The organism is Psychrobacter sp. PL15 (assembly GCF_035984995.1).
In the GTDB taxonomy this organism is placed as follows: Bacteria; Pseudomonadota; Gammaproteobacteria; order Pseudomonadales; family Moraxellaceae; genus Psychrobacter.
Window position 1 is genome coordinate 1 of sequence record NZ_JAXCIB010000008.1, and the last position, 24,399, is coordinate 24,399.

Annotated in this window: 19 protein-coding genes; 9 read left to right on the forward strand and 10 right to left on the reverse strand. The window is 43.4% G+C overall.

Going from position 1 to position 24,399, the window contains the following annotated elements:
- A partial coding sequence (locus RCH20_RS12495; RefSeq protein WP_442793122.1) for a helix-turn-helix domain-containing protein occupies nucleotides 1–90 on the reverse strand: 90 nt, incomplete at its 3' end.
- 108 nt (nucleotides 91–198) lie between these two features.
- On the opposite strand from RCH20_RS12495, the gene RCH20_RS08160 reads away from it, so the two are divergent.
- Both RCH20_RS08160 and RCH20_RS08165 read left to right on the forward strand, forming a co-directional pair.
- On the forward strand, nucleotides 199–1,146 hold the full coding sequence (locus RCH20_RS08160) for an alpha/beta fold hydrolase (protein WP_209956268.1): 948 nt from the start codon (nucleotides 199–201) through the stop codon (nucleotides 1,144–1,146).
- Between the two features lie 193 nt (nucleotides 1,147–1,339).
- Nucleotides 1,340–2,176 (forward strand): alpha/beta fold hydrolase, encoded by an 837-nt coding sequence (locus RCH20_RS08165; RefSeq protein ID WP_327193240.1) that lies wholly within the window; start codon nucleotides 1,340–1,342, stop codon nucleotides 2,174–2,176.
- Between the two features lie 81 nt (nucleotides 2,177–2,257).
- Here RCH20_RS08165 and RCH20_RS08170 read toward each other — a convergent pair whose 3' ends face one another.
- From RCH20_RS08170 to tyrS, 3 genes are all read right to left on the reverse strand, one after another.
- Nucleotides 2,258–2,491 carry a DUF1653 domain-containing protein gene (locus RCH20_RS08170; RefSeq protein WP_327193241.1) on the reverse strand — a complete coding sequence of 78 codons (234 nt, stop codon included), beginning with the start codon at nucleotides 2,489–2,491 and terminating at the stop codon, nucleotides 2,258–2,260.
- A gap of 63 nt (nucleotides 2,492–2,554) precedes the next feature.
- Complete coding sequence (locus RCH20_RS08175) at nucleotides 2,555–3,334, reverse strand: nucleotide-binding protein (RefSeq protein WP_327193242.1); 780 nt, start codon at nucleotides 3,332–3,334, stop codon at nucleotides 2,555–2,557.
- Between the two features lie 2 nt (nucleotides 3,335–3,336).
- Entirely contained in the window at nucleotides 3,337–4,548 is a 1,212-nt protein-coding gene (gene tyrS / locus RCH20_RS08180) for a tyrosine--tRNA ligase (protein ID WP_327193243.1), read from the reverse strand.
- A gap of 123 nt (nucleotides 4,549–4,671) precedes the next feature.
- Here tyrS and RCH20_RS08185 point away from each other — a divergent pair, with 123 nt between their 5' ends.
- The 3 genes from RCH20_RS08185 (at nucleotide 4,672) to RCH20_RS08195 (ending at nucleotide 8,623) form a co-directional block, all read left to right on the forward strand.
- Nucleotides 4,672–6,063, forward strand: coding sequence for an anhydro-N-acetylmuramic acid kinase (locus tag RCH20_RS08185; protein WP_327193244.1), 1,392 nt, complete (start codon nucleotides 4,672–4,674; stop codon nucleotides 6,061–6,063).
- 255 nt (nucleotides 6,064–6,318) lie between these two features.
- Entirely contained in the window at nucleotides 6,319–7,689 is a 1,371-nt protein-coding gene (fabF, locus tag RCH20_RS08190) for a beta-ketoacyl-ACP synthase II (protein ID WP_327193245.1), read from the forward strand.
- A 148-nt stretch (nucleotides 7,690–7,837) separates the two neighbouring features.
- Complete coding sequence (locus tag RCH20_RS08195; RefSeq protein WP_209956260.1) at nucleotides 7,838–8,623, forward strand: hypothetical protein; 786 nt, start codon at nucleotides 7,838–7,840, stop codon at nucleotides 8,621–8,623.
- Between the two features lie 318 nt (nucleotides 8,624–8,941).
- Here RCH20_RS08195 and RCH20_RS08200 read toward each other — a convergent pair whose 3' ends face one another.
- The 5 genes from RCH20_RS08200 to RCH20_RS08220 form a co-directional block, all read right to left on the reverse strand.
- Nucleotides 8,942–10,759, reverse strand: coding sequence for an aminopeptidase P family protein (locus tag RCH20_RS08200; protein ID WP_327193246.1), 1,818 nt, complete (start codon nucleotides 10,757–10,759; stop codon nucleotides 8,942–8,944).
- Between the two features lie 515 nt (nucleotides 10,760–11,274).
- On the reverse strand, nucleotides 11,275–12,837 hold the full coding sequence (locus tag RCH20_RS08205; RefSeq protein WP_327193247.1) for a peptide MFS transporter: 1,563 nt from the start codon (nucleotides 12,835–12,837) through the stop codon (nucleotides 11,275–11,277).
- Nucleotides 12,838–13,174: 337 nt separating this feature from the next.
- On the reverse strand, nucleotides 13,175–13,615 hold the full coding sequence (locus RCH20_RS08210) for a hypothetical protein (RefSeq protein WP_327193248.1): 441 nt from the start codon (nucleotides 13,613–13,615) through the stop codon (nucleotides 13,175–13,177).
- Between the two features lie 140 nt (nucleotides 13,616–13,755).
- Nucleotides 13,756–15,330, reverse strand: a complete 1,575-nt coding sequence (gene lnt / locus RCH20_RS08215) for an apolipoprotein N-acyltransferase (protein WP_327193249.1) — start codon at nucleotides 15,328–15,330, stop codon at nucleotides 13,756–13,758.
- 286 nt (nucleotides 15,331–15,616) lie between these two features.
- Entirely contained in the window at nucleotides 15,617–16,516 is a 900-nt protein-coding gene (locus tag RCH20_RS08220; protein ID WP_209956255.1) for an HlyC/CorC family transporter, read from the reverse strand.
- A 446-nt stretch (nucleotides 16,517–16,962) separates the two neighbouring features.
- On the opposite strand from RCH20_RS08220, the gene RCH20_RS08225 reads away from it, so the two are divergent.
- On the forward strand, nucleotides 16,963–18,243 hold the full coding sequence (locus RCH20_RS08225) for an Lnb N-terminal periplasmic domain-containing protein (protein ID WP_209956254.1): 1,281 nt from the start codon (nucleotides 16,963–16,965) through the stop codon (nucleotides 18,241–18,243).
- A gap of 101 nt (nucleotides 18,244–18,344) precedes the next feature.
- Here the strand turns inward: RCH20_RS08225 and RCH20_RS08230 are convergent, their stop codons facing one another.
- Nucleotides 18,345–18,848, reverse strand: a complete 504-nt coding sequence (locus tag RCH20_RS08230) for a YcgN family cysteine cluster protein (protein ID WP_327193342.1) — start codon at nucleotides 18,846–18,848, stop codon at nucleotides 18,345–18,347.
- Nucleotides 18,849–19,130: 282 nt separating this feature from the next.
- Between RCH20_RS08230 and RCH20_RS08235 the strand changes: the two genes are divergently transcribed.
- From RCH20_RS08235 to ylqF, 3 genes are all read left to right on the forward strand, one after another.
- Complete coding sequence (locus RCH20_RS08235; protein ID WP_209956252.1) at nucleotides 19,131–19,868, forward strand: dienelactone hydrolase family protein; 738 nt, start codon at nucleotides 19,131–19,133, stop codon at nucleotides 19,866–19,868.
- 141 nt (nucleotides 19,869–20,009) lie between these two features.
- Nucleotides 20,010–23,132, forward strand: coding sequence for a DUF2339 domain-containing protein (locus RCH20_RS08240; RefSeq protein ID WP_327193250.1), 3,123 nt, complete (start codon nucleotides 20,010–20,012; stop codon nucleotides 23,130–23,132).
- A gap of 153 nt (nucleotides 23,133–23,285) precedes the next feature.
- On the forward strand, nucleotides 23,286–24,242 hold the full coding sequence (gene ylqF, locus RCH20_RS08245) for a ribosome biogenesis GTPase YlqF (RefSeq protein ID WP_327193251.1): 957 nt from the start codon (nucleotides 23,286–23,288) through the stop codon (nucleotides 24,240–24,242).
- The last annotated feature ends 157 nt before the right edge of the window (nucleotides 24,243–24,399 follow it).

Consider the following 24,399-nt stretch of genomic DNA (forward strand, 5'->3'; position numbering starts at 1 on the left):
AGCAAAGAGTATTTGTTGATCCTCTGTCGGGTACAGTCTGATTTTATAGGCTTTAAGGATTTGTTTGCTCATATGGAAGTTGTTTGTCATTGGCGGTATAATTATTAATTATAACAAATACACCAAATAGTAACCCAAAAATACGCATTCATCCCACTACTTTAGAAGTAGGGGAATTCTGCGCCGAGGTGTTAAAATATGATTATTAGCATTCTATCTCAATACCAACTACGGACCATTAATATTGCTGCTTCGAATGGAGCGCTGCTACCGGTCTCTGTGATTGGTAGCGGTCAGCCTGTGTTAGTACTACACGCTTACGGTATGGATGCGCGTGAGTTCCTACCCTTTATACTGCCACTGACCACTAAGTATCAATTTTATCTGCCGCACTTTCGCGGATTCGGCCTCGCCCAGTCTATTCCACTCACCCAGTTTGATTTCCTTGGCCAATATTCCGAAGATATCAATGCGGTCATTGAGCAAATCTGTAGTTGGCGCAACCTTATCTCTATCCCTGTAGCTGCAATTTCTATGGGGGCGCAAGTGATGTGGGCTTATTTTGGTCGCTACGGATCCGATCGAGTCAGCCGCTACCTCAATATTGATCAAACCCCTACGGTTCATAACCAATCAAATTGGCAAGGTGGGCTCTTTGGCGCGCGTCAGTCCGAAGTGTTTGATATATTTCAGGAAGTGCTTGATGCGGGGTTGGCTTATGAGCATTTTGACAGCTTTACCCACCTCCCTCATTCCTTAAAGCGACGCACCACAGATACCGAGCGCATGTTTTCCCTATTGTCCGCGAGTCGGCCGCGCTCCCAAGCCTTTATTCATCTAATGACTCACCAAACGGATCACCAACTGGTGTTTTATAATCATGACACCTGGAAGCATAAGATGCACTGCCTGCAAGCGTACTTGGCGCTCCCCTATGACTTTCGGGACGTGGCGGAGACACTGACCATTCCCGTAATGAACTTAATCGGCGGTCGCTCCCAGCTATATAACCCAGAATGGCAACGCAAAGTTACTCAGATGCTGCCCAACGCGACCGAGGTGGTATTGCCAAAATCTGGGCACGCGGTGCCGCTCGATGAGCCGGTAAAATTTTATAAAGTATTGAAGAGATTCTTGCAAGATTAGTTATTTCGTTACGTTTCAACATAAAGAAGAGTGTGATTGACACTATGACTATACAACACCTCATAGTAACTAGTTTCGCTGCCCTTTATACTCAGTAGCACCAATCAACATTATCTTGTAATTAACGTCACTAAATTTCACGACTAATATTACTATATTTATATTGATTTACTCATTCTAAAAGGACGAAACCATGCCCTACGTTACGGTTGCAACTCAAGCTAATCAACCTATCGATTTGTATTACGAAGTCCAAGGTACTGGCAGGCCTGTAGTCTTAATCCATGGCTGGCCTCTCAGCGGACGTTCATGGGAACCACAAATCACTCCCCTTGTCGAAGCTGGTTTTCAAGTGATCACTTATGACAGACGCGGTTTCGGTCAATCCTCTAAGCCGTGGGAGGGTTATGACTATGATACTTTGGCGCAAGACTTAAAGGCACTCATGGAAGAACTTAATCTAAAAGATGCAGCGATTGTTGGATTCTCGATGGGTGGCGGTGAAGTTGCTCGCTATCTTGGTCAGTATGGATCAGACCGTGTCAGTAAAGCGGTACTGGCTTCTGCAGTTCCGCCTTATTTGTTTAAGGCCGATGACAATCCGGATGGTGGTTTGGAAGAGCAAGATGTTCAGCAGTTCCTAGATGGCGTGAGCGGTGACCGCATCGCATTTTTAAATGACTTCACTAAGACCTTTTTTACCCCGAAAGATGGTAAGTTATTAGTGAGTAAACCTCTGCGCCTGTATCACCGTGAAATTGCTGCGTTTGCCTCCCCTAAAGCCACTTACGATTGCGTCAAGTCATTTGCTTATACTGATTTTCGTGATGACCTAAAAGCATTCGATGTGCCTACGTTAGTAATTCATGGCGATGCGGATCAGATCGTTCCATTTGAAGTCAGTGGCCAGCGCTCGCACGATATGATTGCAGACAGTCAGCTACATATCATTGAAGGTGGCCCGCACGGTAATAATGTGACTCATACAAAAGAGTTTAACCAAGTATTGATTGATTTTTTGAACGATTGATTATTGATCCGTAATGAATGAAAAAAGCGACCTTAACTGGTCGCTTTTTTTGGTAGATATCTCATACGACAATTTTTAGAATTAGTCCACTAAAGCTTTAATCAACTCAAACCGTGGTACTTGCTTACCGTCACGTGTGACCATTTCAGTAAACATCGCTAATGGACGCACCCAAACGCCGTATTCACCGTAAAGACAACGATAGATGACTAACGACTCTTCAGTTTCAGAATGATGTGCGGTGTGCAAAACTTGGTACAGACTGCCTTTATAGTGGCGGTAGATACCTTGGGGTATGGTTTGGATTTGTATCATAAGGTTACTTATATTTAATATATTTCAAAATAGTACAGAAAAATTTATCATATACGGTTTTAATCAATCAATTTTATTCATATCGATGTCATAATCAAGATCCTTCATTTCTTTAGCAATCTTATATTTCCAAGCACCGCCTGTATCCATAGATTCATAGACTACACCAGAAATATCATTTGATATTTCAACATTATCTTTAACCAGAGCAATGACATTTTTTCTACCAATTTTCCCCATCAAAAAACCATGTTCAAAAATCACATTTTGTCGGGCTCCTGGCTTAAGACTCTGTGTTTCAGATTTTATGCTCCCAACGTCGCATGGAGTATAAAGCACAATACCAAAACCAACATTTGAGTATCTTATAATTTTCTCTATAATTGTATCTCCAGAGCTAGTTTTCTCATGAAGAATAATAGCCTCAAGACCCAACTTTTCAATAAACCTTGCTACTTCATTTTTAGCCCCATCATCATGTCCGTGAACAATAAAAACTTTTGAGTAATCTTTATTAGGCTCTTCTTTTTTCGTAGTTCCATTGTCTATAGAATCAAACAACTCTACATCCTCTATTATATCATCCATAATCTGTAAGGCATATTCATGCCCAGCGGTCCATGCCTCCTTAGATTTAGCATGCTCAGCACTACCACCAAAAGTGTATATTATAGGAGTAAAGCTAACATTATTGAACTTATCAATATAAGCTGATTTACTATCCAAAAATTTACTGATCAATGCTGTAAATCTAATAGATAGTTTTTCTTGATTCTCATAGTTTTCATAAGTTAAGTCTTGAAAATCTTGTCTGAGTGCTTTAAGAATTTTCACTTTATTCATTATCAACTCACAGTCACTTTCGCATACGCCTTCTTGCCAGCTTGGATTACCACTGTTTGCCCAGAGGCTAAGCTAAAGCCACCATCGACCACTTCGCCATCTACTTTTACCGCGCCACGTTTTATCATATCTTTAGCGGCTGAGCTATTTTTGGTAAGTCCAGCTTGGTTTAGTATCTGCGTGATAAACAGCGCGTCTTGACCTTCTAAGTCCAACGTCACTTCTGGTAAATCTACGGGCAATTCACCATCGGCTAAGACGTTACCGGCTGACTTATGGGCATTGACTGCGGCATCAGCATCATGAAAACGCTCAATCAATTCTTCGGCTAAGACCCGCTTGATTTCTTGTGGGTTGCGACCTTTTTCCATTTCTGCCATTAGGCCTTCGACTTCTTCCATCGGTTTAAAGCTTAAAAACTCAAAGTAGCGGCGGATTAACGTATCTGGCATAGATAGGATTTTTTGGTACATCGTACCTGGTGAGTCATAGATGGCCACGTAGTTGCCCAAGGATTTGGACATTTTATTGACGCCGTCCAAGCCTTCTAAAATCGGTACAGTAATACAAACTTGTGGTTCTTGACCATAACGGCCCTGCAAAGTACGACCCATCAATAGATTAAAAGTCTGATCAGTACCGCCAAGCTCGACATCCGCTTTAAGCGCGATAGAATCATAACCTTGTACTAATGGATAAAGGAATTCATGGATAGAGATGGGCGTTTGGGCCGCATAGCGTTTGGAGAAGTCGTCACGCTCAAGCATTCGTGAAACCGTTTGCTGGCTGGCAAGCTGAATCATATCTGCCGCTGACATGTCGTTAAACCAATCAGAGTTAAAGACCACACGAGTTTTTTCTTTATCCAAAATCTTAAAGACTTGCTCAGCATAAGTTTCAGCATTGGCTTTAATTTGCTCAACGGTCAATGGCGGACGGGTATTATTTTTGCCAGAAGGATCGCCAATTTTGGCCGTATAGTCGCCGATTAGGAAATAAATCTCATGGCCTAAATCTTGAAAGTGTTTGAGCTTATTAATCAATACCGTATGACCCAAATGTAGGTCAGGCGCAGTAGGATCGAAGCCAGCTTTGATACGTAGCGGACGATTTAATTTAAGCTTAGCAATTAAGTCCTCTTGCGATAAAATCTCTTGGGTACCACGTTGGATAAGGGCCAGCTGTTCTTCTAGGGTATGTGATGGATTGATCATAGTTTTCTCTGTTTATAGTTTCTATTTAACGATTAGCACCTCTAAAAGCGTTAGAACCTTGAAGATGCATAAAAAAATGTTAGAATTTGGCAGATATACTAGCGTTTTTTAAGGTAAATTGCCATGACCAACCCTGCACCTACTGCTGATAATGCAAATTTCTTACATCAGGATGTGGCCACAAATAATAGTGAGGACACAGATTATGCCACGCTTACCGATACTCTTGAGCAAACGGTATTTGAAAGCTTCGATGATGGCTTATATATCGGTATGATGTCAGGCACTAGCTTAGATGGCATGGATGCAGTGTTATGTCAGTTCAGTTCTAATGTCAATGCTGACAGTAATAATACGAATACTTCCGCTCCCATGCAATTATTGGCCACTTACAGTCAAGATTTTCCAACGCGTTTACGTGAGGTGCTACTGGCTTTATGTCGGCCAAACGGGGTGAAAGATTTAATTCCTCAAGACGATGAACCTGATAATAACTGTGGTGAGCTAGATTGGTTCGGCTGGGCAAGTCGTATGTATGGGGAGTTTGCCAGCGAAGTGGTCAATACTTTATTGCAGCAAGTTGATATTGATGCGGAATCAGTCTTAGCAGTCGGCTGTCATGGACAAACGGTTCGCCATCGCCCACAGATGGGTTTTACGCTACAATTAATTGATGCTAATATTATTACTGAACGTACGGGAATCAGTGTAGTCAGTGACTTTCGCCGTCGTGATATGGCGGTCGGTGGCCAAGGCGCACCATTAGTTCCAGCCTTTCATCAAGCGCTATTTGCTTCCCCTAGCACCACTCGTGTGCTACTTAATCTAGGTGGCATTGCAAATATCACAGTCTTGCCAGCAAACTCTCTAGCACACTCTACGGATGGGCACTCTAGTAGTCAAAATGAGCAACAAGCAACAGCGCAAATCATCGGTTATGATACCGGTCCCGCTAACTTATTGTTGGATGCATGGGCGGCATTACATACCGGTAAAAATTATGATGCAGGCGGCGCATGGGCACAGTCTGGGCAAGTGATTGAAACGTTGCTGAACCAGTTGTTAATGCATCCTTTCTTTGCCAAGGCTTGTCCTAAAACTACCGGACGCGAAGACTTTAATTTAGGATGGCTACAAGCCGAGCTACAGACATTTGATCAAGCAGCTGCTAATACACGTTACTCTTCAGCCGATGTGCAGGCAACTCTCACTGAGCTAACCGCGATAACAGCCAGTAATCAAATGAGACAGTTTATAAGAGATGAAGCAGTAAAAGGCGAAGTTTATATCTGTGGCGGCGGCGCGCTTAATGATTATTTAATGACACGAATTCAAGCACACCTGCCACATTGTAGTGTCGAGACCACTGCAAGCTTGGGACTCGATCCAACATGGGTGGAAGCAGTGGCTTTTGCATGGCTGGCACGACAGACGCTAATGGGAGAAGTGGGCAACTTACCGGCGGTGACGGGTGCTAATAAAGGCGTGGTACTGGGCCAGGTTTGCTTCGCTTAATTCTGTTTGGCCTAATGAATAGAATGTTATAAATATTGAGTAAACTAATGCTATTGCCATCAGCTAATGCTAGTCTTTATCTTGCCTTATCGACCTCATTGGTTACTTTAAGTTTACAGTCGTAAACTAATGTGCTTTATAATGGTTGCTAAAATACGCATATAACGCTATAAATAATATGACCCTGTTAAACAGTAGCTATATAACAAAAGTAAAATATCATCCTTTTAGGACCGCAAGTATAGGACATAGCGCATGAGCCAACATAGCAGTTTACCTACGTCGCAAGCCAATAATACGGCCACAAAGCCGAATCAAAATCCGCGTCGTCATAAGCCACCCCATTATGAGCGCTCTGATGAGACTCGGATAGTGGTCACGGGTATGGGCGCCGTTACGCCACTGGGGCTGGATGTCGAAAGCACCTGGACCAGCCTACTCAATGGTGAAAGCGGTATCGCGCAGATAACACATTTCGATGCTACTGAATATCGGGCTCAAATAGCAGGCGTGGTTAAGGGCTTCGACGCCAAGCAATATGTGAGCGTTAAAGACGCACGTCGCTACGACGATTTTATACATTATGCGGTGGCGGCAACGACCATGGCCTTAAAAGATGCCGGCTATATCGATGAGATTAGCGCTGCTGACACCCCTGTAAATGGCGTGGATCAAGAGCGTTTTGGCGTCATTATAGGGTCGGGTATTGGCGGTATTCAAACCATTGAAGACAGCTGTGCCATGCTAAATGATAAAGGCCCTAAAAAAGTCTCACCTTTTATTATCCCCGGCTCTATCGCTAATATGGCGGCCGGTATCGTGGCAATCAAACACACCCTAAAGGGCCCAAATCTTGCCACTTCAACTGCATGCACAACTGCCACCCATGCTATTGGATTAGCCGCACGCTTAATTGCTTATGGCGATGCCGATGTGATGATTGCTGGTGGTAGCGAAAAAGGCTCAAGCCCTCTTGGTATGTCAGGCTTTGCGGCGATGCACGCGCTCTCTACTCGTAATGACGAACCAACTAAAGCCTCGCGTCCTTTCGATAAAGATCGTGATGGTTTTGTACTGGGTGATGGCTCGGGTGTCATGGTGTTAGAGAGCTTGGCTCATGCCAAAGAGCGTGGCGCGACGATATTAGCTGAGCTGGTCGGATTTGGCATGAGTGATGATGCCAGCCATATTACCTCGCCCCCTGAAGATGGTAGTGGTGCAGCGCGGGCGATGCGAAATGCGCTTAATGATGCTGGTATCGAGCCATCTGCTGTCGGTTATGTTAACGCGCACGGCACCAGCACGCCTGCGGGAGATGTCGCTGAATCAATAGCGATTGAGACCGTATTTGCTCCTATCAAAGACAGTATTTTGGTCAGCTCAACCAAGTCAATGACCGGTCATCTGCTAGGTGCAGCCGGCGGTATTGAAGCCATCTTTACCGTACTTGCTTTGCAGCATCAGCACGTACCACCGACCATTAATCTAGATAATATTGGAGACAACTGCAATCTTGACTACGTACCCCACCAATCACGTAAAGTTGATAATTTGCAGTATGCCGTCTCTAATAGTTTTGGTTTTGGTGGTACTAACGGTTCCTTAATCTTTGCGCGCTGGTCGTGATACTTGGCATAAGAGCGATCCTAAAGGTATTGAAACCCAGCGTCTCATGATACTATCAATGTAACGATAACGTCATATTTGCTACGTTTGTCCCCTTGCAGCCCCTTATCGTACTTGCGTATGATAAGGGGTAATTTTTGGAATATATATGGAAGAAACCATGTCAAGCTATTCATTTTCCCATCAATTTTATCAGCGTTGGACGCGTGCGCCAGAGCCGATACGTGCAGCGATTATTCAAGAGCTCACCGATATCACTTCCTTACTACAGACAGATACTCCATTTGAAGCGTTCGTTTTTAACGCTCCTGATTTAGATGCTCATCTTGAGGCCTTATACAAAACTCATGATACTGAACAAGCTGCTGCCAAGAAAATCGCTGACAAACAAGCGCAATACCGAGCTACTGCTGAGCAAGAGCGTCTAAAAGAGCAGCAAGAGAAAGTTGAAAAAGAACACAAAGAAGCCCAGATTTTGCAAGAAACAGAAGAAGTGCAAACTAAAAAAAATAAAATAGCTACGAATCGAGCAAATATTAATAGTAACAGCACCGATAACCTTCAAGATCATCAAGATCATCAAGATCATCAAAATGAGGCTGACGACTCAATTAGCAACGCTACGCTGACTGAAAATGACAATAAATTAGCTGATGATAAAGCCCGTACTGAAGATAACGCGACCAATGATAGCCATATCAAAGCGCTTACAGACAAGCTGAACCAGAGTTCAGTAATTGACCTATCTCTAAAAGACCTTAAACTAAGTGCCGCTCATGAAAGCTTGATCCATGAGTTAGAAATACACGTTGATGATTACTTAAGCGAACAGATGGCGCAAATGTCTGAGAATTTAAAGTCTTGGCTACGTGCTGAGGTTACCCAGCAATTGACCGCACAAGATTCAGCTGTTGATATAAATAATAAAAAATAATAAGAAATAATAAGAAATAATACTATTAAAAAGTAAGCCTGCTAATAACAACAGCCATTAGTCGCTATAGTCAATCCAATTTAGAAACGGTACAGTGCTAATAAGATGCTACTGTAACAAACGTTTTGTAGCTTATGTCATGCTGGCGAACAGCACGCCAGAAAAACTTATGCCAGCAGTATGTTATGTATCGATATTACTTTTCATCGACTATATAGCACTTAGTTAAATTTCTAAACAAAAAAGCGCCCAGTAAATCATTTACTGGGCGCTTTTTTACGTTACTTTTAGTATTGTAACAATGTTCTAATAGCTGTTTTATATTGCCTTTGTGCGCTCGGTTAGCCACTCAAGAGCAGCCCCTTTAACGCGGCTATTTAGCTCAGCATAGACTTGCTTATGATAATTATTTAACCAATCTACTTCTACATCGCTTAATAATGACTTTTCGATTAAACGAGTATCGATTGGACAGTAAGTTACGGTTTCAAAGTTCAGAAAATCACCGAAATCAGTTTCTGTAGGCTGAGCAACACGCTTATTGACCATCAAATTTTCAATACGAATACCGTACTTACCTTCACGATATAAGCCCGGCTCATTACTTGAAATCATACCGGCTTTCATCGCGCGCTCTTTAGGCGTGCTGGCACTATAGGCAATAACTTGTGGGCCTTCGTGAACGTTTAAAAAGAAACCAACGCCATGACCGGTACCATGACCATAATCCATCTGTGCTTGCCATAATGGGGCACGGCAAATGGCATCGATCAATGGTGAGGCAATCCCATCAGGGAAGTTGGCGCGTGCAAGGGCAACATGCGCTTTAAGCACAGTCGAAAAGTCACGTTTGTGCGCGTCGCTCACTTGGCCAATACCAACCACGCGCGTGATATCGGTGGTACCGTTTTGATATTGGGCGCCGGAGTCAATCAATAACAAACCGCCTTCGCCCTCGGCAACATCAAGATAGCTGAACTTTTCTGGCGTCGCACGATAATGCGGCAATGCGCCATTATCATTGAAGCCAGCAATCGTTGGAAAGCTCGGTGAGACATAATGCGGTTGCTGACTACGTACTGCTATTAACATACTGTCAACATCAAGCTCACTTAAACGTTCGCCATCGGCTAAACGCTGCTCAAAGTCGGCAAAGAACTCACATAAGGCAGCTCCATCTTGGCGCATCGCTTCACGGACATGATCAATATCAGCATCTGATTTAACTGATTTAAGTAACGAGCTGGGCGCCATTTGCTCAATAAAGCCCACGTCATCTGCTATTTTTGACAAGGTACCGATAGCAACTTTACTTGGGTCTAATAACAATAAGTCCTCAGGCGTAAGCGCGCCTAGTGCATCCTGTACGGCATTATAGTCAGCCAGAGTAAAACCACTATCTTTTAAGCCTTGCTCAATTTCGCTACTGATTTTATTGTTATCGATAAACAAGGTTGCATTGTCGCTACTAATAAGCAAATGCGATAAAAATATCGGATTGTAATCGATATCAGCACCGCGTAAATTGGTCAGCCAGGCGATATCATCTAAGCTTGATAGCAAATGGTGAGTCGCACCTGCTTCCTTCATGCCTTCTCGTACCGCGGCAAGCTTTGAAGTTACTGATTGCGCAACAAACTGAGCATTATGCACGTACAATTTTGCTGTTGGTAGCGCTGGACGGTCTGCCCAAACGTCATCAAGCACATCACGATCCGTAATGAGGGTAATGTCATTGGCGTCAAAAGCATTTAGCAGCTTATCTTGCTCGGCGATAGACAGGACATTACCATCAACTGTCACACTATCACCCTCTTGTAGATGTCCAGCTAGCCAGACGATATGATTGGGCTGACCAGGAGCAAGTTTCTCCAAGCTGATACCCGTACCTTCTAGCTGATCAGCAGCATGCACCCAGTAGCGACTATCGGTCCATAACCCAGCAAAGTCAGCAGTCACCACTAAGGTGCCGACTGAACCGGTAAATCCGGTCAGCCACTGTCGCGCTTGCCAGTATTCTGGTAAATACTCAGATAGATGAGGATCGGCTGAGGGCACAATAATGGCTGTCAAATCTTGCTCAACCAATGCTTGGCGCAAGTTATCGATACGATCATGAATATTTTGCTTATTCATTAAGTTATTCCTTATTTATTATTCAGAAAATTTCCATCATAAGTTGACTATAGACAGTCTTTTTATTTGAGCAGTTAAACTTATAGTTAGTCTTTAATAACGACAAACACTATCTAAATCTAAGCAAATATAGTCAATGAAAAGTAATATCGATACATAACTTACTGCTGGCATACGTTTTTCTTGCTTGCTGTGCCTACGCAGACAGAGGCTGCAAAAATCTTATACCAGCAGTACCGTCGCGTTTTTAAGGTGTTTTAACTATAATTCAGTTTGCTAAAAACAAAAACATCGAGGATAAATGCGATACGATATATAAAGATGGCCAGATAAACGTGATGTTATTACGAAAGCCTGTCATTAGATGTTTGGGCAGATACTAAGCTTTCAATAGCCTAATAAAAATATATGAGCAATTAGATAACAAAAACGTGCTACCGATGAGGGTAACACGTCCTATCACACGTAAATTATGCGGTTGTCATTCACGAATATATCTTAATACATCTTATCAATTAGCTAAGCTGATCAGCACGCTCGCTCTTTTTAAGCATATTATTAACCGGCTTGGCTAATGCTAACAGTATAATAGCAGTGACCACCAAGAAGATGGTCATGGTCGTAAACAAACCCGGTAACCCTTCAATTTTATCAGCTGACACATGGCCACCAAAGAAGGCAGCAACCAAGTTACCCAGCGCTATAGAGGCAAAGAAAAGCCCCATCATCTGGCCTTGCATACCTTTTGGCGCAAGCTTAGTCATTGCCGACAAGCCAACAGGACTGAGCGCCAACTCACCAAGGGTCAAGAGGAATAGGCTACCCACTAACCATAAAGGTGACGCCAACCCACCTTCATTGGTCAAGATACTTTTAGAGGCAAATATCATCAGGGCAAAACCGGCAGCGGCCAACAGCATACCAAGCGCAAACTTAGTCATACTACTCGGCTCAAGATTTCGATTGCCAAGCTTGACCCATAGAATACTAGCGATAGGTGCTAACATTAAGATAAATAGTGGGTTCAATGACTGAAACCATATACTAGGTATCTCAAAGCCTAAAACATTAAGATCAGTATAGTTATCAGCGAACAAGTTAAAAGAAGTCGGCTGCTGCTCAAAGCTTGACCAAAATAGTGTCGAGCCAATAATCAGGATAAAGCAAATCAACAAACGCAGCTTATCTGTTTTATCCAATCGTGGAGAGATGAACATAACCGCAAAGTACAGTATGACCACAGCTGCAATCAGATAAGTCATATACTCTGCGACCATTTCAGGCGCGAATGGCATGATACCAGTAGATACCAAGACAATGATGGCAACCAGTAAAGCCAAAAATCCTGCAACCCAGCGACCTACGTTTTTATAACCCTCATTAGCATGCTCCCAATCCGCAGTGATACCTTTGGCTCGCGCATAGCGCGTTAGACTTTTTTGAGCCGTAAAACGGTATATCAGCAACGAAACTAACATGCCCAGACCACCGACCCCAAAGCCCACGTGCCACATGCCTTTTTCTTTAAACACCCCGACAATAAGCGCGGCTAATAACGCGCCAATATTGATACCCATATAAAACAAAGTAAAGCCGCCATCACGGCGAGCATCACTCTTGGGGTACAAGGCACCTACCATCACTGAGATACAGGTTTTGAATAAGCCTGAACCCAAAACAATACATATCAGACCGACGAAAAATAGCGTCATACCAAACATAGCAGATAGCGCAATACACAAGTGACCAAGGGCAATTATAATGCTGCCCCACCATAGCGCTCGCTCCTGACCCAGCCAGTTATCAGCCAACCAGCCGCCCGGTACCGCTGCCAAATAAAGGGAGCCAGCAAAAATACCATAGATAGCAGAAGCTGTTACTTCATCGAAGCCAAAACCACCGCTACCAACGCTCGCCACCATAAATAAAACCAGTAGCGGACGAATACTATAATACGAAAAACGCTCCCACATTTCTGTGAAAAATAATGGACGTAGCGGTTGGGGATGTCCCATAAAGCCATCTTCTAGCGCTGCCAATTCAGCAGCACTAAATTCTGATTGTGGTTCCGTGCTCATAAATTTATTCCTTTAAATACCACTATTAATAATGACCAAGCCCTTAATTATTTTGTTGGGTGGTCATGTGCGCGGGTTATTGTTCCACCAGACTGTTTACATGTAAAGAAAAAAATGGTTAATAATTGAACGACTACCCACAAAAAAACTCGCCCTCAGTAGCTGGGGGCGAGTTTTTGGCAATGATAATAGCGGTATCATAGTTCTATAAGACGGCAAGTATAAAAACCTCAGCCATGTTATAGAGCAGCTATTGGATATCTACTCTACTTATGGATACCCAAATAATTATGGATGTCCAAGTAGGCCAAACAAACTTAGTTGGCTATGTATAGACTTACTGTATGGTTGTTGTTTTATCAGCATTGCCCGCATCTAAGTCGCCATCAGCTTGTTCAGCAGTCGCATCAGCATCTGCAACAGCAGCTTGGTTCGCTGTTCCTTCAGCGGTTGCCGTACCCGCTTCAGCAGCAACGATCGCATCGCCAGTATCTGGAGCAGGGGTAACTGTCGCATCAGCGGGTGTTGCTACCGCTGCAGTTGTGGCTGCTGTGGCCTCTGTAGTGGCAGCCGGTGCAGCAACATCTTCTGCAGCAATTGCTGCTGCTTCGTCAGCAGCGACTGACTCTTCTGTGGGCTCAGCGGTAATATGCTCACCAGCTGGACGCAAAAAGGCTGAGATACCAATGAGCAATACGATACCCAAAAATAAGCCCACGCCGCCTAAGGCAAACAGGAACTCTTTCTTGGGGTTATTTTTAACAATATCTTCTGACATACCTTATCCACCTTGCACAAAAAATATTTAAAATATCGGTTTATTATATCGCAATTTATAGCGTTTTGTTCAAACCCTTAACGATTTAAAGGAATTATTAGTAAAAAATATATTCATTGGATATTTACCATGATTGTTATTTATTTACCCGAACGCGTACGAGTATGTTCACGCTTGCCAAGATAGCTTAGTAGCAAGAGCAGAGCGATGATGATTAAGATGGGGTAATGACCAAACAGCATAAACGGGGTGTTGCCAACTCGTGCTTGGATATCACCACGTAGGACAGTGCGTTCGAACTGCGGGGCGCGCTTTACGATACGCCCTTTATGATCAATGATCGCAGTCACACCAGTATTAGTCGCACGCATAAACCAGCGACCATTTTCAAGGGAACGCATTTGTACCATTTGTAAATGTTGTAGCGGTCCTGCTGAGGTACCAAACCAAGCATCGTTTGAGATAGTTAATAAAAAGTCAGCACCAATGGCGTTTTTACGAGTGGTGTCCGGATACGCCACCTCGTAACAAACCGCCACACCGATATTATGACCACGCACACGCAGTGGTGACTGCTGCTCGCTACCACGACTATAGCTCATAATATCTTGGCTACCCGCTAGATTAGGCAAAATATCCAATAGACCTTCAAATGGAATATATTCACCAAACGGTACCAAGCGTTGCTTTTTATACAAGCCATCGGCTTCAGCGCCTAGCGCAATGACACTATTATAAAATGGCGGATAATCATCAGTACTGGCGTTGTATGCGGCTTCATCTTTGTAAGGAATACCCGTTATCCACGAGGTATTAGTCTCATTGGCCATTTTGACCATCTCACTAATAAAGCCCACAGCCTCAGTCTGAAACATCGGAATAGAGGATTCTGGCCACAGGACAATATCACGCCCCCACTCAGTACTGGTCAAGGTCGCGTAAATATTCAGAGTTTCAACTTGATAATCCGTTAACCATTTTAAATCTTGCGGAATATTACCTTGGATTAAGGATACTGATAAGTCTGGGGTGCCTTTGGGCTGGGTCCATTGTGGGTTAATCAGCCATAACGAGGTACTGATTATCAATACCGCAGCGGAGGCGATAAGGTAGCCGCCGCGACGACGTAGCAGCTCCACCACACTTGTTGCCAATAATACGGCAACGAAGGAAACCGCAAACACACCCCCAACTGGTGCTAACGAAGACAGCCAATACTCTTCAGTGAAGGCGTAGCCAACGAACAGCCACGGAAAACCTGTCAATAGCCAAGTCTTTAGCCATTCTTGTAATACCCAAAGGGCGGTAAAGGAAAAAGGTTGCTTGCCTACCATGCGGTTAAAAGTAAGCGCTAGAAAACCATGAAATAATCCCATAGCTAAACCCATCAGCGCGATCATAATCAATGCTAGCCAAGCCGGCGTATTGCCATAATCATGGATGGAGGTATATAACCAAAAGGCCCCAACACACCATAATCCCATGCCATAAGCTTCACCGATAATAAAGGCGCGCTTGCCACTCATCTCTGGCAATAGCAGCGCATATAAAATAGCCGGTGATAGCAGGGCTACAGGCCAGAAACCGTAGGGCGCAAGGGCAAATAAGAATATACCCCCCGCCACCCAAGCAAGCAAAATAGTCAGACTCAGAGGTAAGCGCTTAGACTTGGTGGGGTTCAGACGCTTTTGTAGGTCAACCGTAGACAGACGCATATCAATTATCCAAAATTATCAACGTTCAATACCAGCTTTTAAAATTAAAGTCTTAGCTTACGGTTTGATTTGAAGAAAGCCAACCAACATAAGATTTGACCCCTCAAATTTAAACTCGCCTATGATAACAGTCTGCGCTAATAAATGGGTAAATTTGCGTGCCTTGATAAGCTGACTGTTATGTATATTTTTATAAATCCCTGACAGCAAAAAACACGATCACAATCGTGTTTTTATGGTGTTTACTGTAGTAATTTGATTTATCAAGACTGAGCAACTGGCTCGTTTAGTGGTTGCCTATCAATAAATGCTGATCGGGATCAGTTTTGGTCAGCTCTAAATTATGAATGAAGCGACCCTCAACATCCGTAACCGTGATTTGCCAGTCATCTATTTTTACGCTCTCACCTTCCAAATCGCCTACGTAACCAAGCGCTTGCATGACCAGACCACCCATGGTATCAACATCGGTATCGTCAAAATGGCTGCCCAACTCGTCATTACAATCTTCGATCACAGTAGAAGCCTGAACGCGCCAAGTATTGGGCTTTTCTGGATGGACAACAATATTATTAATATCACTGTCTTCATCAAAATCATCATGTTCATCAACGATATCACCGACGATTTCTTCTAGTAGATCCTCCATCGTTACCACGCCAGCGAAGCCACCAAAATCATCAACCACAATGGCCATATGTACCTGGGTACGCTGCAATGAACGTAACAAGGTATCAGAGCGCGCCGACTCACTAATATATAGCGGCTGGCGTACTAGGTCTTTTAAGCGTTTGCTGTCGATTTTATCTTCTTGATCACGCACCATGTGCACTAAGATAGGAATTAGATCTTTCGCCAATAAAATACCAATAACCGCAGCATCATCCTGGCTGTCAATGACCGGATAACGAGAATGGGTGGTCTCAAGAATAATATCCATGACCTCCGCGAGGCTGGTACTTTCGTGCAAGCTAATGACTTGTGGACGCGGGGTCATAATTTCGCGTACTTGAGTCGCGGGTAGATCCAGCACACCTTCGAGCATATCTACAGTGTCGGGTTCTAAGAATTGGCGCGAGTGCTGCACCAAACGAATCAGTTCATCGCGAGTTTCGGGGGCGGTCGATAGCCAGCGTTTTAAGCCGCGCATCGACCAACTACTCGGGCTGGGAGTGTCGTCAGACATGGTGTTGTGAGTTAACCTCGTTAGTAAATATTAAAATGTTAGATGGGGATGATGTTACTAAATAAAAGTCGCTTAGGTACATAAAAAGTGCTAAAAATTAACGCTGTCCTGAACCTAGTACTTCGCTTTGCATTAGACTTATAGATGTAAGATTTGCATTAAATTAGCTTCACTTTATCGTAAGCTCAACAGACATTCAACGACAAATTTATCCAAATTGTATTGTCAGTGTGTTATAAATTTTGCTATGGTCAGGGCATTCATTCATTTAATTCACGCTTATGTCGCCTCGCTCTTTTTTTTCACGCTTATTATCTTTGCGTACCAACAATCAAAATCTAACAAACTGTAGTAAAGACGGCACTTGCCAGCACCATACATGGCGACATTACCTTGTACATTTTTTTATCGTAATCGCTTTAATACTGTCTGCCGTCTGGCTATTAATGGCAATTTGGTATCAGTTTGGTGCACACAGTCCTCTGGCATGGTTTACCACCGCAGTCATTGTAGGTTTGTTAGCTGCTCTATTAACGATGCGTTATTTACCTGATACGCTCACTAAAAAAATATTTAATAAACAACTTTTTAATGCGAATCTTTCATATAAGAAGCTTTCCTATAATAAGACTATTGAAAATAATCTTTCTAAAGCCCTTTCTAAAAATAATACTACTGAAAGTATCGCTTTTGATAAAAGTACTGCTGTTAAAAATACTGACATTAAAAATATAGCGATTAGAAACACTACTACTAGGTGGTTAACTGGGTTTTATGTCGCTGTTTGGCTAATCGGTGCGGGCTGGTTTGTCTCCATCTCACCGCAGCAGAATCGTGACTGGCAGGCCGATGTCAGTCAAAGGCTTTCTTACCAACGCGATACCAATAACCCTAATTTGATTACCTTATCTAACGTGCGTAACTTTGATTGGCACACTGCTGACCAAGCTACCGAGCGCTGGGAAACCCGTACTATCGACTTATCAAAACTGTCTGGCGTCGATGTTGTCAACTCTTACTGGATGGGGCCATTGATTGCTCATACCTTAGTCAGCTTTCGCTTTGAGGATGACCGACCGCTATCGTTATCGCTAGAGATTCGTAAAGAAAAAGGCGAATCATTTTCGGCGCTAGGTGGATTTTTTAAACGCTTTGAGCTCAGCTTAATTGCTGCAGAAGAGCGCGATATTATTTATACGCGAACTAGCGCACGCGGTGAGCAAGTCTATTTATTCCCCGTTAGCCATTTACAGCAGCAAGAAGTAAAGTCGTTATTTGAATCTTATTTAACCGTTGCCGATGAGCTGAACGCAAAGCCGGCGTGGTATAACACCTTGACCAATAACTGTACCAATCTTATCTTTTATATGGCACGGGTGGTGAGCGGTGAGCGACTACCTTGGGACTACCGAATTTGGGTCTCCGGCTGGCTGCCAAATTACCTGTATGACATCGGCATGCTAGATGCTGATCCTCAGCTAAAAAACGAGGCGCCAAGCGGTCAGCTGTGGTCAATGGATATGTGGTATGAGCGCACCCACCTTAACCCCAAGGTGCAAGGTTTTAATAATCAGTTTGATAGCAATAGCGATACCAGTGACGGTCATGGTAGGGCGTTCTCGAACCAAATCCGTCAAGGCATTCCTATTCCCCTACTCGCTGACTCTCAAGCCGCTGCTGAGGCAGAAGCCAAATCTGCTGCCAAGGCTGTTGATGAGGGCTCATGATGACTAGCATTTCTAATAGAAGAATGTCTAATATTTCATTCTAACAGCTGGTTCTAATAACTGACTCTAATAACTGACTCTAGTAATTATTAAACAAGCTGTTAAGGTGTTACCCAGTTCACCACTCGCGTTTCGATGTCTTCATCCGCCATACCAGTCTCAGTGACACAACGTCCCGCTATCCCAATATTGGCAGCGCGCATTTGTTGCTGGGTCAGCACTGCATCTTCAGTCAATAACAGATGCCAATCTGGTAGCGATTGACCTTTATATACTCGCTTATAAGCGCAGTGTTCAGGTAGCCACATCATATTCGGCATTTTATCAGCGGTCAGTTGAATGCAATCAGGCACATACTGCTGGCGCGTGTCATAGTGTTGACAGTAGCCGGTTTCACAATTCATCAATTGGCAGGCCACATCAGTATATTCAACTAGATTTTCATCGACATCGCCGTTCTCATCTTCATCAATATATTTAATTAAGCAACAACTGCCGCAGCCATCACATAAGGCTTCCCACTCACTATGGTGTAGCTCACCCAGTGTAAAGCGTGACCAAAACTGCGGACGCAATGACTCAGTTGTCGTATTATTAGTATGCATACTCACGGTTGTTTCTGACTGTATTTCTAACTGTACCTCTGGATTGGAGTCTGGTTGGCAGTCAGAGCTGGTATTTAATGGATGTAACAAATTTAACCTCATAGCATTGCAGTAGCATTTTTATAAATAGCGTTACAGTATTATAGCTGTTTTTGACCGTTATGGGCGTTAAGGTAGAACCAGTAAACAATCTGTATACTTATAAATGCAGATGGCTTTATATATAAACGTAGATAACTTCTTAACATTTCTAACCCTCTCAACATAAAAAAGGACCATAGCATGTCAATTAAGACTTTTGAGCTAATAAGCACTACCGAAAATGGCATTCAGCTAATAAGCTATGTCGCACTACCAGAAAATGTGGCAGATAATAAACCAGTCGCTGGCGTCTTAGTCGCACCTGAATGGTGGGGCTTGGCTGAGCATTCAAAAAACATTACCGAGCGCCTAGCAGAAGCAGGCTATGCCGCAGTGGCAATGGATATATACGGCGAAGGCAAACTCACCTCAGATGCCGCTATGGCAAATATGTGGATGGAACAAGTATTAGAAGACCAAGACATGCTAATGGCTCGCTGTCGTTTGATTCTCAATGACTTCAGTGATCAATTGGCTGTTGATAGCGATAAGCTAGCGGCGATTGGTTATTGCTTTGGTGGTAAAATTGTCCTAGATATGGCGCGTGAAGGCATGCCATTAAAAGCAGTGGCGACTTTCCACGGTAACCCTGAACCAAAACAGCCAGCGGATAATAAATTCAAAGCCAAAGTCCTCGTCGCTCACGGTCGTGATGATTCTATGGTGTCTATGGAAGCGATTGAAAGTCTCAAAAAAGAGCTGGACGCTGCTGAAGTTGATTACACCATCGATGTCTATGATGATGCCAAACACGGCTTTACCAATCCAACTGCGGATGAGCGTGGCGCCAAAAACAATGTTGACCTCGGCTACAATGAAACTGCAGCGATGCAAAGCTGGGACAATATGCTGGAATTTATGAAAAACAACTTATCATAAGAAAATAACCATAAAGAGCTTGGCATAACGAAAGGTATGTCGCTCGCTCTAAAGGACAATATCAGCTCCTCTATATGGTCTTGTTTTTATGATTAAATAGCGTCATCATCATGCAATTGTAGGATAAGTTGGATGCTGGTGATGCTATTTTTTTTCGTGAACCAACTGGGTTGGTTGGCTTTTATCGCTTTATTGGTCGTAGTTACAGTCTTATATGTCAGAGTAAATCAACATCTTGCACAGCTGCGCCAAGATATGGCCCAGCTGCAATCTGACCTGCAACAGTATAAAGCTCAACAATATAAAATTCAGCAGCATGGAGATGGCATTAAGCCAGTTGACGGCTCTCATGCTCACGCTACTACTGATTCTGATTTGCCATCTGACGCTGCATCTTTTTCCGTATCAACAAAGCCACCCTCTGACATCCTATCAGAATTAGCAACACGTTTGCCCCTATCAAATCTCGAATCCGAACTCGCATCAAATTCATTATCACCGTTAACCTCTCCTCCGCCTTTACCCAACCTTGCTGCTTCTGAGCACGCAGACCATGTCAGCCAGCAAAAACCAGATGACGCACCTAGCGCATCTATAGAACCGGATGAGCATTCGTTGCCTATGGTTACCTCGCTTTTTAATTCTATTAAAAACTGGTTCTTGGGTGGCAATCTAGTTGTTCGGGTTGGGGTCTTAGTGCTACTGGTTGGCGTGGTGTTATTGCTACGCTTGTTAAGCGAGTACATCGAAGTTTCTATCAGTATTAAACTGGCAGCGATTGCTATGATAGGATTAGCGCTAGCAGGTCTGGGGTTCAAGCTGGCATCAAAACGCTTTGCTTACGGTACAACCTTACAAGGTACCGGTTTAGCCATTACCTATTTAGGTACCTTTTTTGCCTATAATGTCTATAACGTCATCGCCAGCCTACCCAGTTTTATAACGATGGCTATATTGTCTGTGGTCACTGTCATTTTAGCAGTACGCCAAAATACTTTTCCCTTAGCCTTATTGGCATTATCAGGCGGATTTTTTGCGCCCATACTCACCAGTACTGACACCGACAGTTTGGTAATGCTATTTAGCTATTACCTACTATTGAATGTTGCCATTGCGACCATTGCGCATTATCGCCCTTGGAAAATTCTCAATTTATTAGGCGTAGTCGTAACTTTTGGTTTGGCCTACTATTGGGGTGCAACTGAGAACTTAACTACCGTTATTCAGAATCAGCGCTGGTCATTGGTATTGCTAGTAGCGCTACATTTATTGCTGTATTTATTCGTGGTCATTCGCTATGCGCAGCAAATTATTGCTTATAACGCCAGTAATGAAAATGAGATTGAAGTTGGTGCTGGTGCTGTCAGCGCGAGTAAGATAGCGACTGCGCCTAGTGCGTATCTATTTCCTATTGATATTGGCCTGTTGTTCTCAGTCCCACTATTAGCATTTGGTTTATTTTCCACCCTACTAAACGACATTCCAAATGCTCTAACGATGACTAGTCTGATTTTAGCTGCCATTTACCTAGGACTTGGTTGGGTGTTTATTAAGCGCAGTGAGCGTTATGCCTTAATTACTGAGGGCATGCTAGCGCTAGGTTTTGGATTCTTAGCCTTGGTTATTCCGCTGGCCTTCAATGCTGAGTGGATCGCTTTTGGCTGGTCGGTACAAGGGCTGGCGCTAGTATGGTTTGGTCGGCGTTCATTGCGGGCGTGGTCAGTATCATTTGGTTTATTATTGCAGTTAGTCAGTGTGGCGCTGCTGGCTTTCAAACTGGTGCTAACCCTTAATTATCACCCTACTTTGACCTTAACTATTTCTGCGATCAGTGCTTTGGCCTCGGTTTTTATCCTACGCGCCAGCAATTCGCCTGTTAATACTAAGCGCACCTTGAGTCAAATATCCAAGCAAGCCTCAGCTTCAAGCTTAACGACTGCAGCCGTATCTCAATATGCTCAATCATTGGGAATAAGCAAACAAGCTGCAAATCAATGGCTGGCTACTATAAACAGTCAAAGCGCTGTATTCAAGTTGATCTGGCATAGCCCTACACTCATACGTTTTTTAACCCTTACTGCTATTGGTTGGATGCTTTACGTATTGGTTATCGACTTTGATCAATGGCTTGCCAGTTGGCAGTTAGCAATGACGACGCTAATAGCAATGGCGACCATATCTAGCCTTGCCATTTATTGGCTAATCAATCGTTATCGCTGTTGGGCGGAAATAATACAATTTAGTCACGGGCTACTATTAATGTTTTATGGAATGCTAGTGTTGCAGCTGCCCCAAAAGTTTGAATTCGATTACCTGTGGAACGCTCCTGCTTGGATGCTATTCATTAGCTTATTAATAGGCTGGCTAGTCGTTGGCCAACTGTGGTTGAAAACCTGGCATGATACTTTTACTCTCTCGCAATACGATAGCGCTAGTTGGTTCGGGACTGGCATCTTAGTCGTAGCCGCAGCGGTACATTATGGTTTACCAAATTCGCAGGGAGTTCTAACCGTTCTGGTTCCAATCACTCTGATGCTCATGGGGTTATGGTTCAATTATCGTTATCGTAGCACTCAAAAAGCAAATGCAACCAAACAGCATCTTCTGCATTGGTTTAATTGGCAAAGTACACTACTGGGCTGTGCTAAAGTTTTTATACCGGTAACCTTGTTTTGGGTAGTTCTCACCAACTGGTCTTATGACGGTGTGATTTGGGGTCTGCCCTATTTTCCACTTATCAACGTATACGATATCACTCTATGGTTGGTGTTGTTATATGGTCTGAGCGCTTATTACTTGAACCAGCAGCATTCTAGTCAAGGGCAAACCGCTACAGATACTAAGTCCAAAGTTATTAAAATATTTAGGAGCGATGCTTTACTCATTGCTTTAGGGCTGATCAGCTTTTGGATAATTTCCAGCATGCTAGTCAGAACGCTGCATGCCTTTATCGATACGCCCCTTTGGTATGGTGGCTCATGGAGTAGCGAACGAGTTCAGACTGGTCTGACGATTTTATGGACTCTACTGGCATTGGTTGCCACTATTATTGCTAGTCGCTACAAGCATCGTGCGCTATGGTTTATGGGCATTGGCTTATTGGGTATTGTAGTGCTTAAACTGGTATTGGTTGACTTGTCACAGACCGAGGCAATTTGGCGGGTAATCTCATTCCTTGGCGCAGGCAGCTTGATTTTATTGATCGGTTATTTAGCACCGCTACCGCCTGCGCATTTAGACCAGCCCGAAACCGCTGAAGAATAGCATCTCCTTAGACCGATATAAATTAGCCCGTTATCACTTTCGTTCTGTAGTAAAATAACTGTCACAGTAGAAGTAAAAAACATCTTATTACTTTTGGCACTCCATGAATTACCCCCTTTAATAAGGGATTGAATTAAAAGGTTATGAAAGCAAATGGATACTAGAGCGAATATTCAGTGGTTCCCTGGGCATATGAATAAAGCCCGCAATGAAGTAAAAGAAATCATGCCACAAATGGATGTGATTATTGAGGTGCTGGATGCGCGCATTCCTTATAGTAGCGAGAACCCAATGGTGGCCACCCTGCGCGGTGATAAACCAGTCATTAAAATTTTAAATAAAGCCGACTTGGCTGATCCTGACATGACCCAAGCATGGATGGATTATTTTGAACAAGAAGATGGTGTCAAGGCCCTGGCTTTTGATGATAATAAAACAGCTGATGTACACCGTATTGTCGAACTGTGCAAAAAATTAATGCCTAATAAAGCAGAGTCGGGACGACAGATTAAAGCCATGATTTTGGGTATTCCTAACGTTGGTAAATCAACTTTAATTAATACTTTAGCAGGCCGAACGGTGGCAAAGACAGGTAACGAGCCGGCCGTGACTAAGTCGCAGCAGCTTATCAAGTTAGAGGGCGGCATCATGCTGTATGACACCCCTGGCATGCTGTGGCCAAAAGTTGAAAACGCCAACTCAGGCTATCGTTTAGCCGCTACCGGCGGTATCCGTGATACTGCGTTTGACTTCGCCGATGTTGCCAGCTATACCGCAGAATTTCTAATACATGCCTATCCTGAGCTATTAAAAACCCGCTATAAAATTGAGAATTTGCCAGAAACTGATTGGGAGTTTTTTGAAGTCGCTGGCCGCAATCGTGGTTGCGTGCGTGCAGGTAATAAAATCGATACTTATCGGATGTCTGAGATTCTAATCAATGAATTACGTAGTGGCACCCTAGGTCGTATCAGCATGGAAACCCCTGAGATGCGTGAGGTTGAGGAAGGCGTAGTAGCAGAACAACGTCTCGCTCTTGAGGCGAAAAAAATAGCCAAAGAAGAGGAAAAGCGTCAACGCCGTTTGCGTACGCGTAAAAATCGTAAGTAGGTTTGATATTGCTTGAAATGTTCAGCGCTATCTAAAAGTGTAAAGTAATCTTATTCTTAACATAACTAGCTTCTTTGTTTTTAACCTCTCAACCCTTACTTAACCCTTATATAGTAGTGAGTAATTGAAGTTACTCACCACTTCGCTCGCCTACTTG

Excerpts from the sequence above, each read along its gene's own strand:
- RCH20_RS08240 (WP_327193250.1), top strand. The coding sequence starts at position 20,010 with ATGCTATTTTTTTTCGTGAACCAACTGGGTTGGTTGGCTTTTATCGCT.
- tyrS (WP_327193243.1), bottom strand. The coding sequence starts at position 4,548 with ATGATCAATCCATCACATACCCTAGAAGAACAGCTGGCCCTTATCCAA.
- RCH20_RS08235 (WP_209956252.1), top strand. The coding sequence starts at position 19,131 with ATGTCAATTAAGACTTTTGAGCTAATAAGCACTACCGAAAATGGCATT.
- RCH20_RS08200 (WP_327193246.1), bottom strand. The coding sequence starts at position 10,759 with ATGAATAAGCAAAATATTCATGATCGTATCGATAACTTGCGCCAAGCA.
- RCH20_RS08225 (WP_209956254.1), top strand. The coding sequence starts at position 16,963 with ATGGCAATTTGGTATCAGTTTGGTGCACACAGTCCTCTGGCATGGTTT.
- RCH20_RS08185 (WP_327193244.1), top strand. The coding sequence starts at position 4,672 with ATGACCAACCCTGCACCTACTGCTGATAATGCAAATTTCTTACATCAG.
- RCH20_RS08160 (WP_209956268.1), top strand. The coding sequence starts at position 199 with ATGATTATTAGCATTCTATCTCAATACCAACTACGGACCATTAATATT.
- RCH20_RS08175 (WP_327193242.1), bottom strand. The coding sequence starts at position 3,334 with ATGAATAAAGTGAAAATTCTTAAAGCACTCAGACAAGATTTTCAAGAC.
- RCH20_RS08220 (WP_209956255.1), bottom strand. The coding sequence starts at position 16,516 with ATGTCTGACGACACTCCCAGCCCGAGTAGTTGGTCGATGCGCGGCTTA.
- ylqF (WP_327193251.1), top strand. The coding sequence starts at position 23,286 with ATGGATACTAGAGCGAATATTCAGTGGTTCCCTGGGCATATGAATAAA.
- RCH20_RS08230 (WP_327193342.1), bottom strand. The coding sequence starts at position 18,848 with ATGCATACTAATAATACGACAACTGAGTCATTGCGTCCGCAGTTTTGG.
- fabF (WP_327193245.1), top strand. The coding sequence starts at position 6,319 with ATGAGCCAACATAGCAGTTTACCTACGTCGCAAGCCAATAATACGGCC.
- RCH20_RS08205 (WP_327193247.1), bottom strand. The coding sequence starts at position 12,837 with ATGAGCACGGAACCACAATCAGAATTTAGTGCTGCTGAATTGGCAGCG.
- RCH20_RS08195 (WP_209956260.1), top strand. The coding sequence starts at position 7,838 with ATGGAAGAAACCATGTCAAGCTATTCATTTTCCCATCAATTTTATCAG.
- RCH20_RS08210 (WP_327193248.1), bottom strand. The coding sequence starts at position 13,615 with ATGTCAGAAGATATTGTTAAAAATAACCCCAAGAAAGAGTTCCTGTTT.
- RCH20_RS08165 (WP_327193240.1), top strand. The coding sequence starts at position 1,340 with ATGCCCTACGTTACGGTTGCAACTCAAGCTAATCAACCTATCGATTTG.
- lnt (WP_327193249.1), bottom strand. The coding sequence starts at position 15,330 with ATGCGTCTGTCTACGGTTGACCTACAAAAGCGTCTGAACCCCACCAAG.
- RCH20_RS08170 (WP_327193241.1), bottom strand. The coding sequence starts at position 2,491 with ATGATACAAATCCAAACCATACCCCAAGGTATCTACCGCCACTATAAA.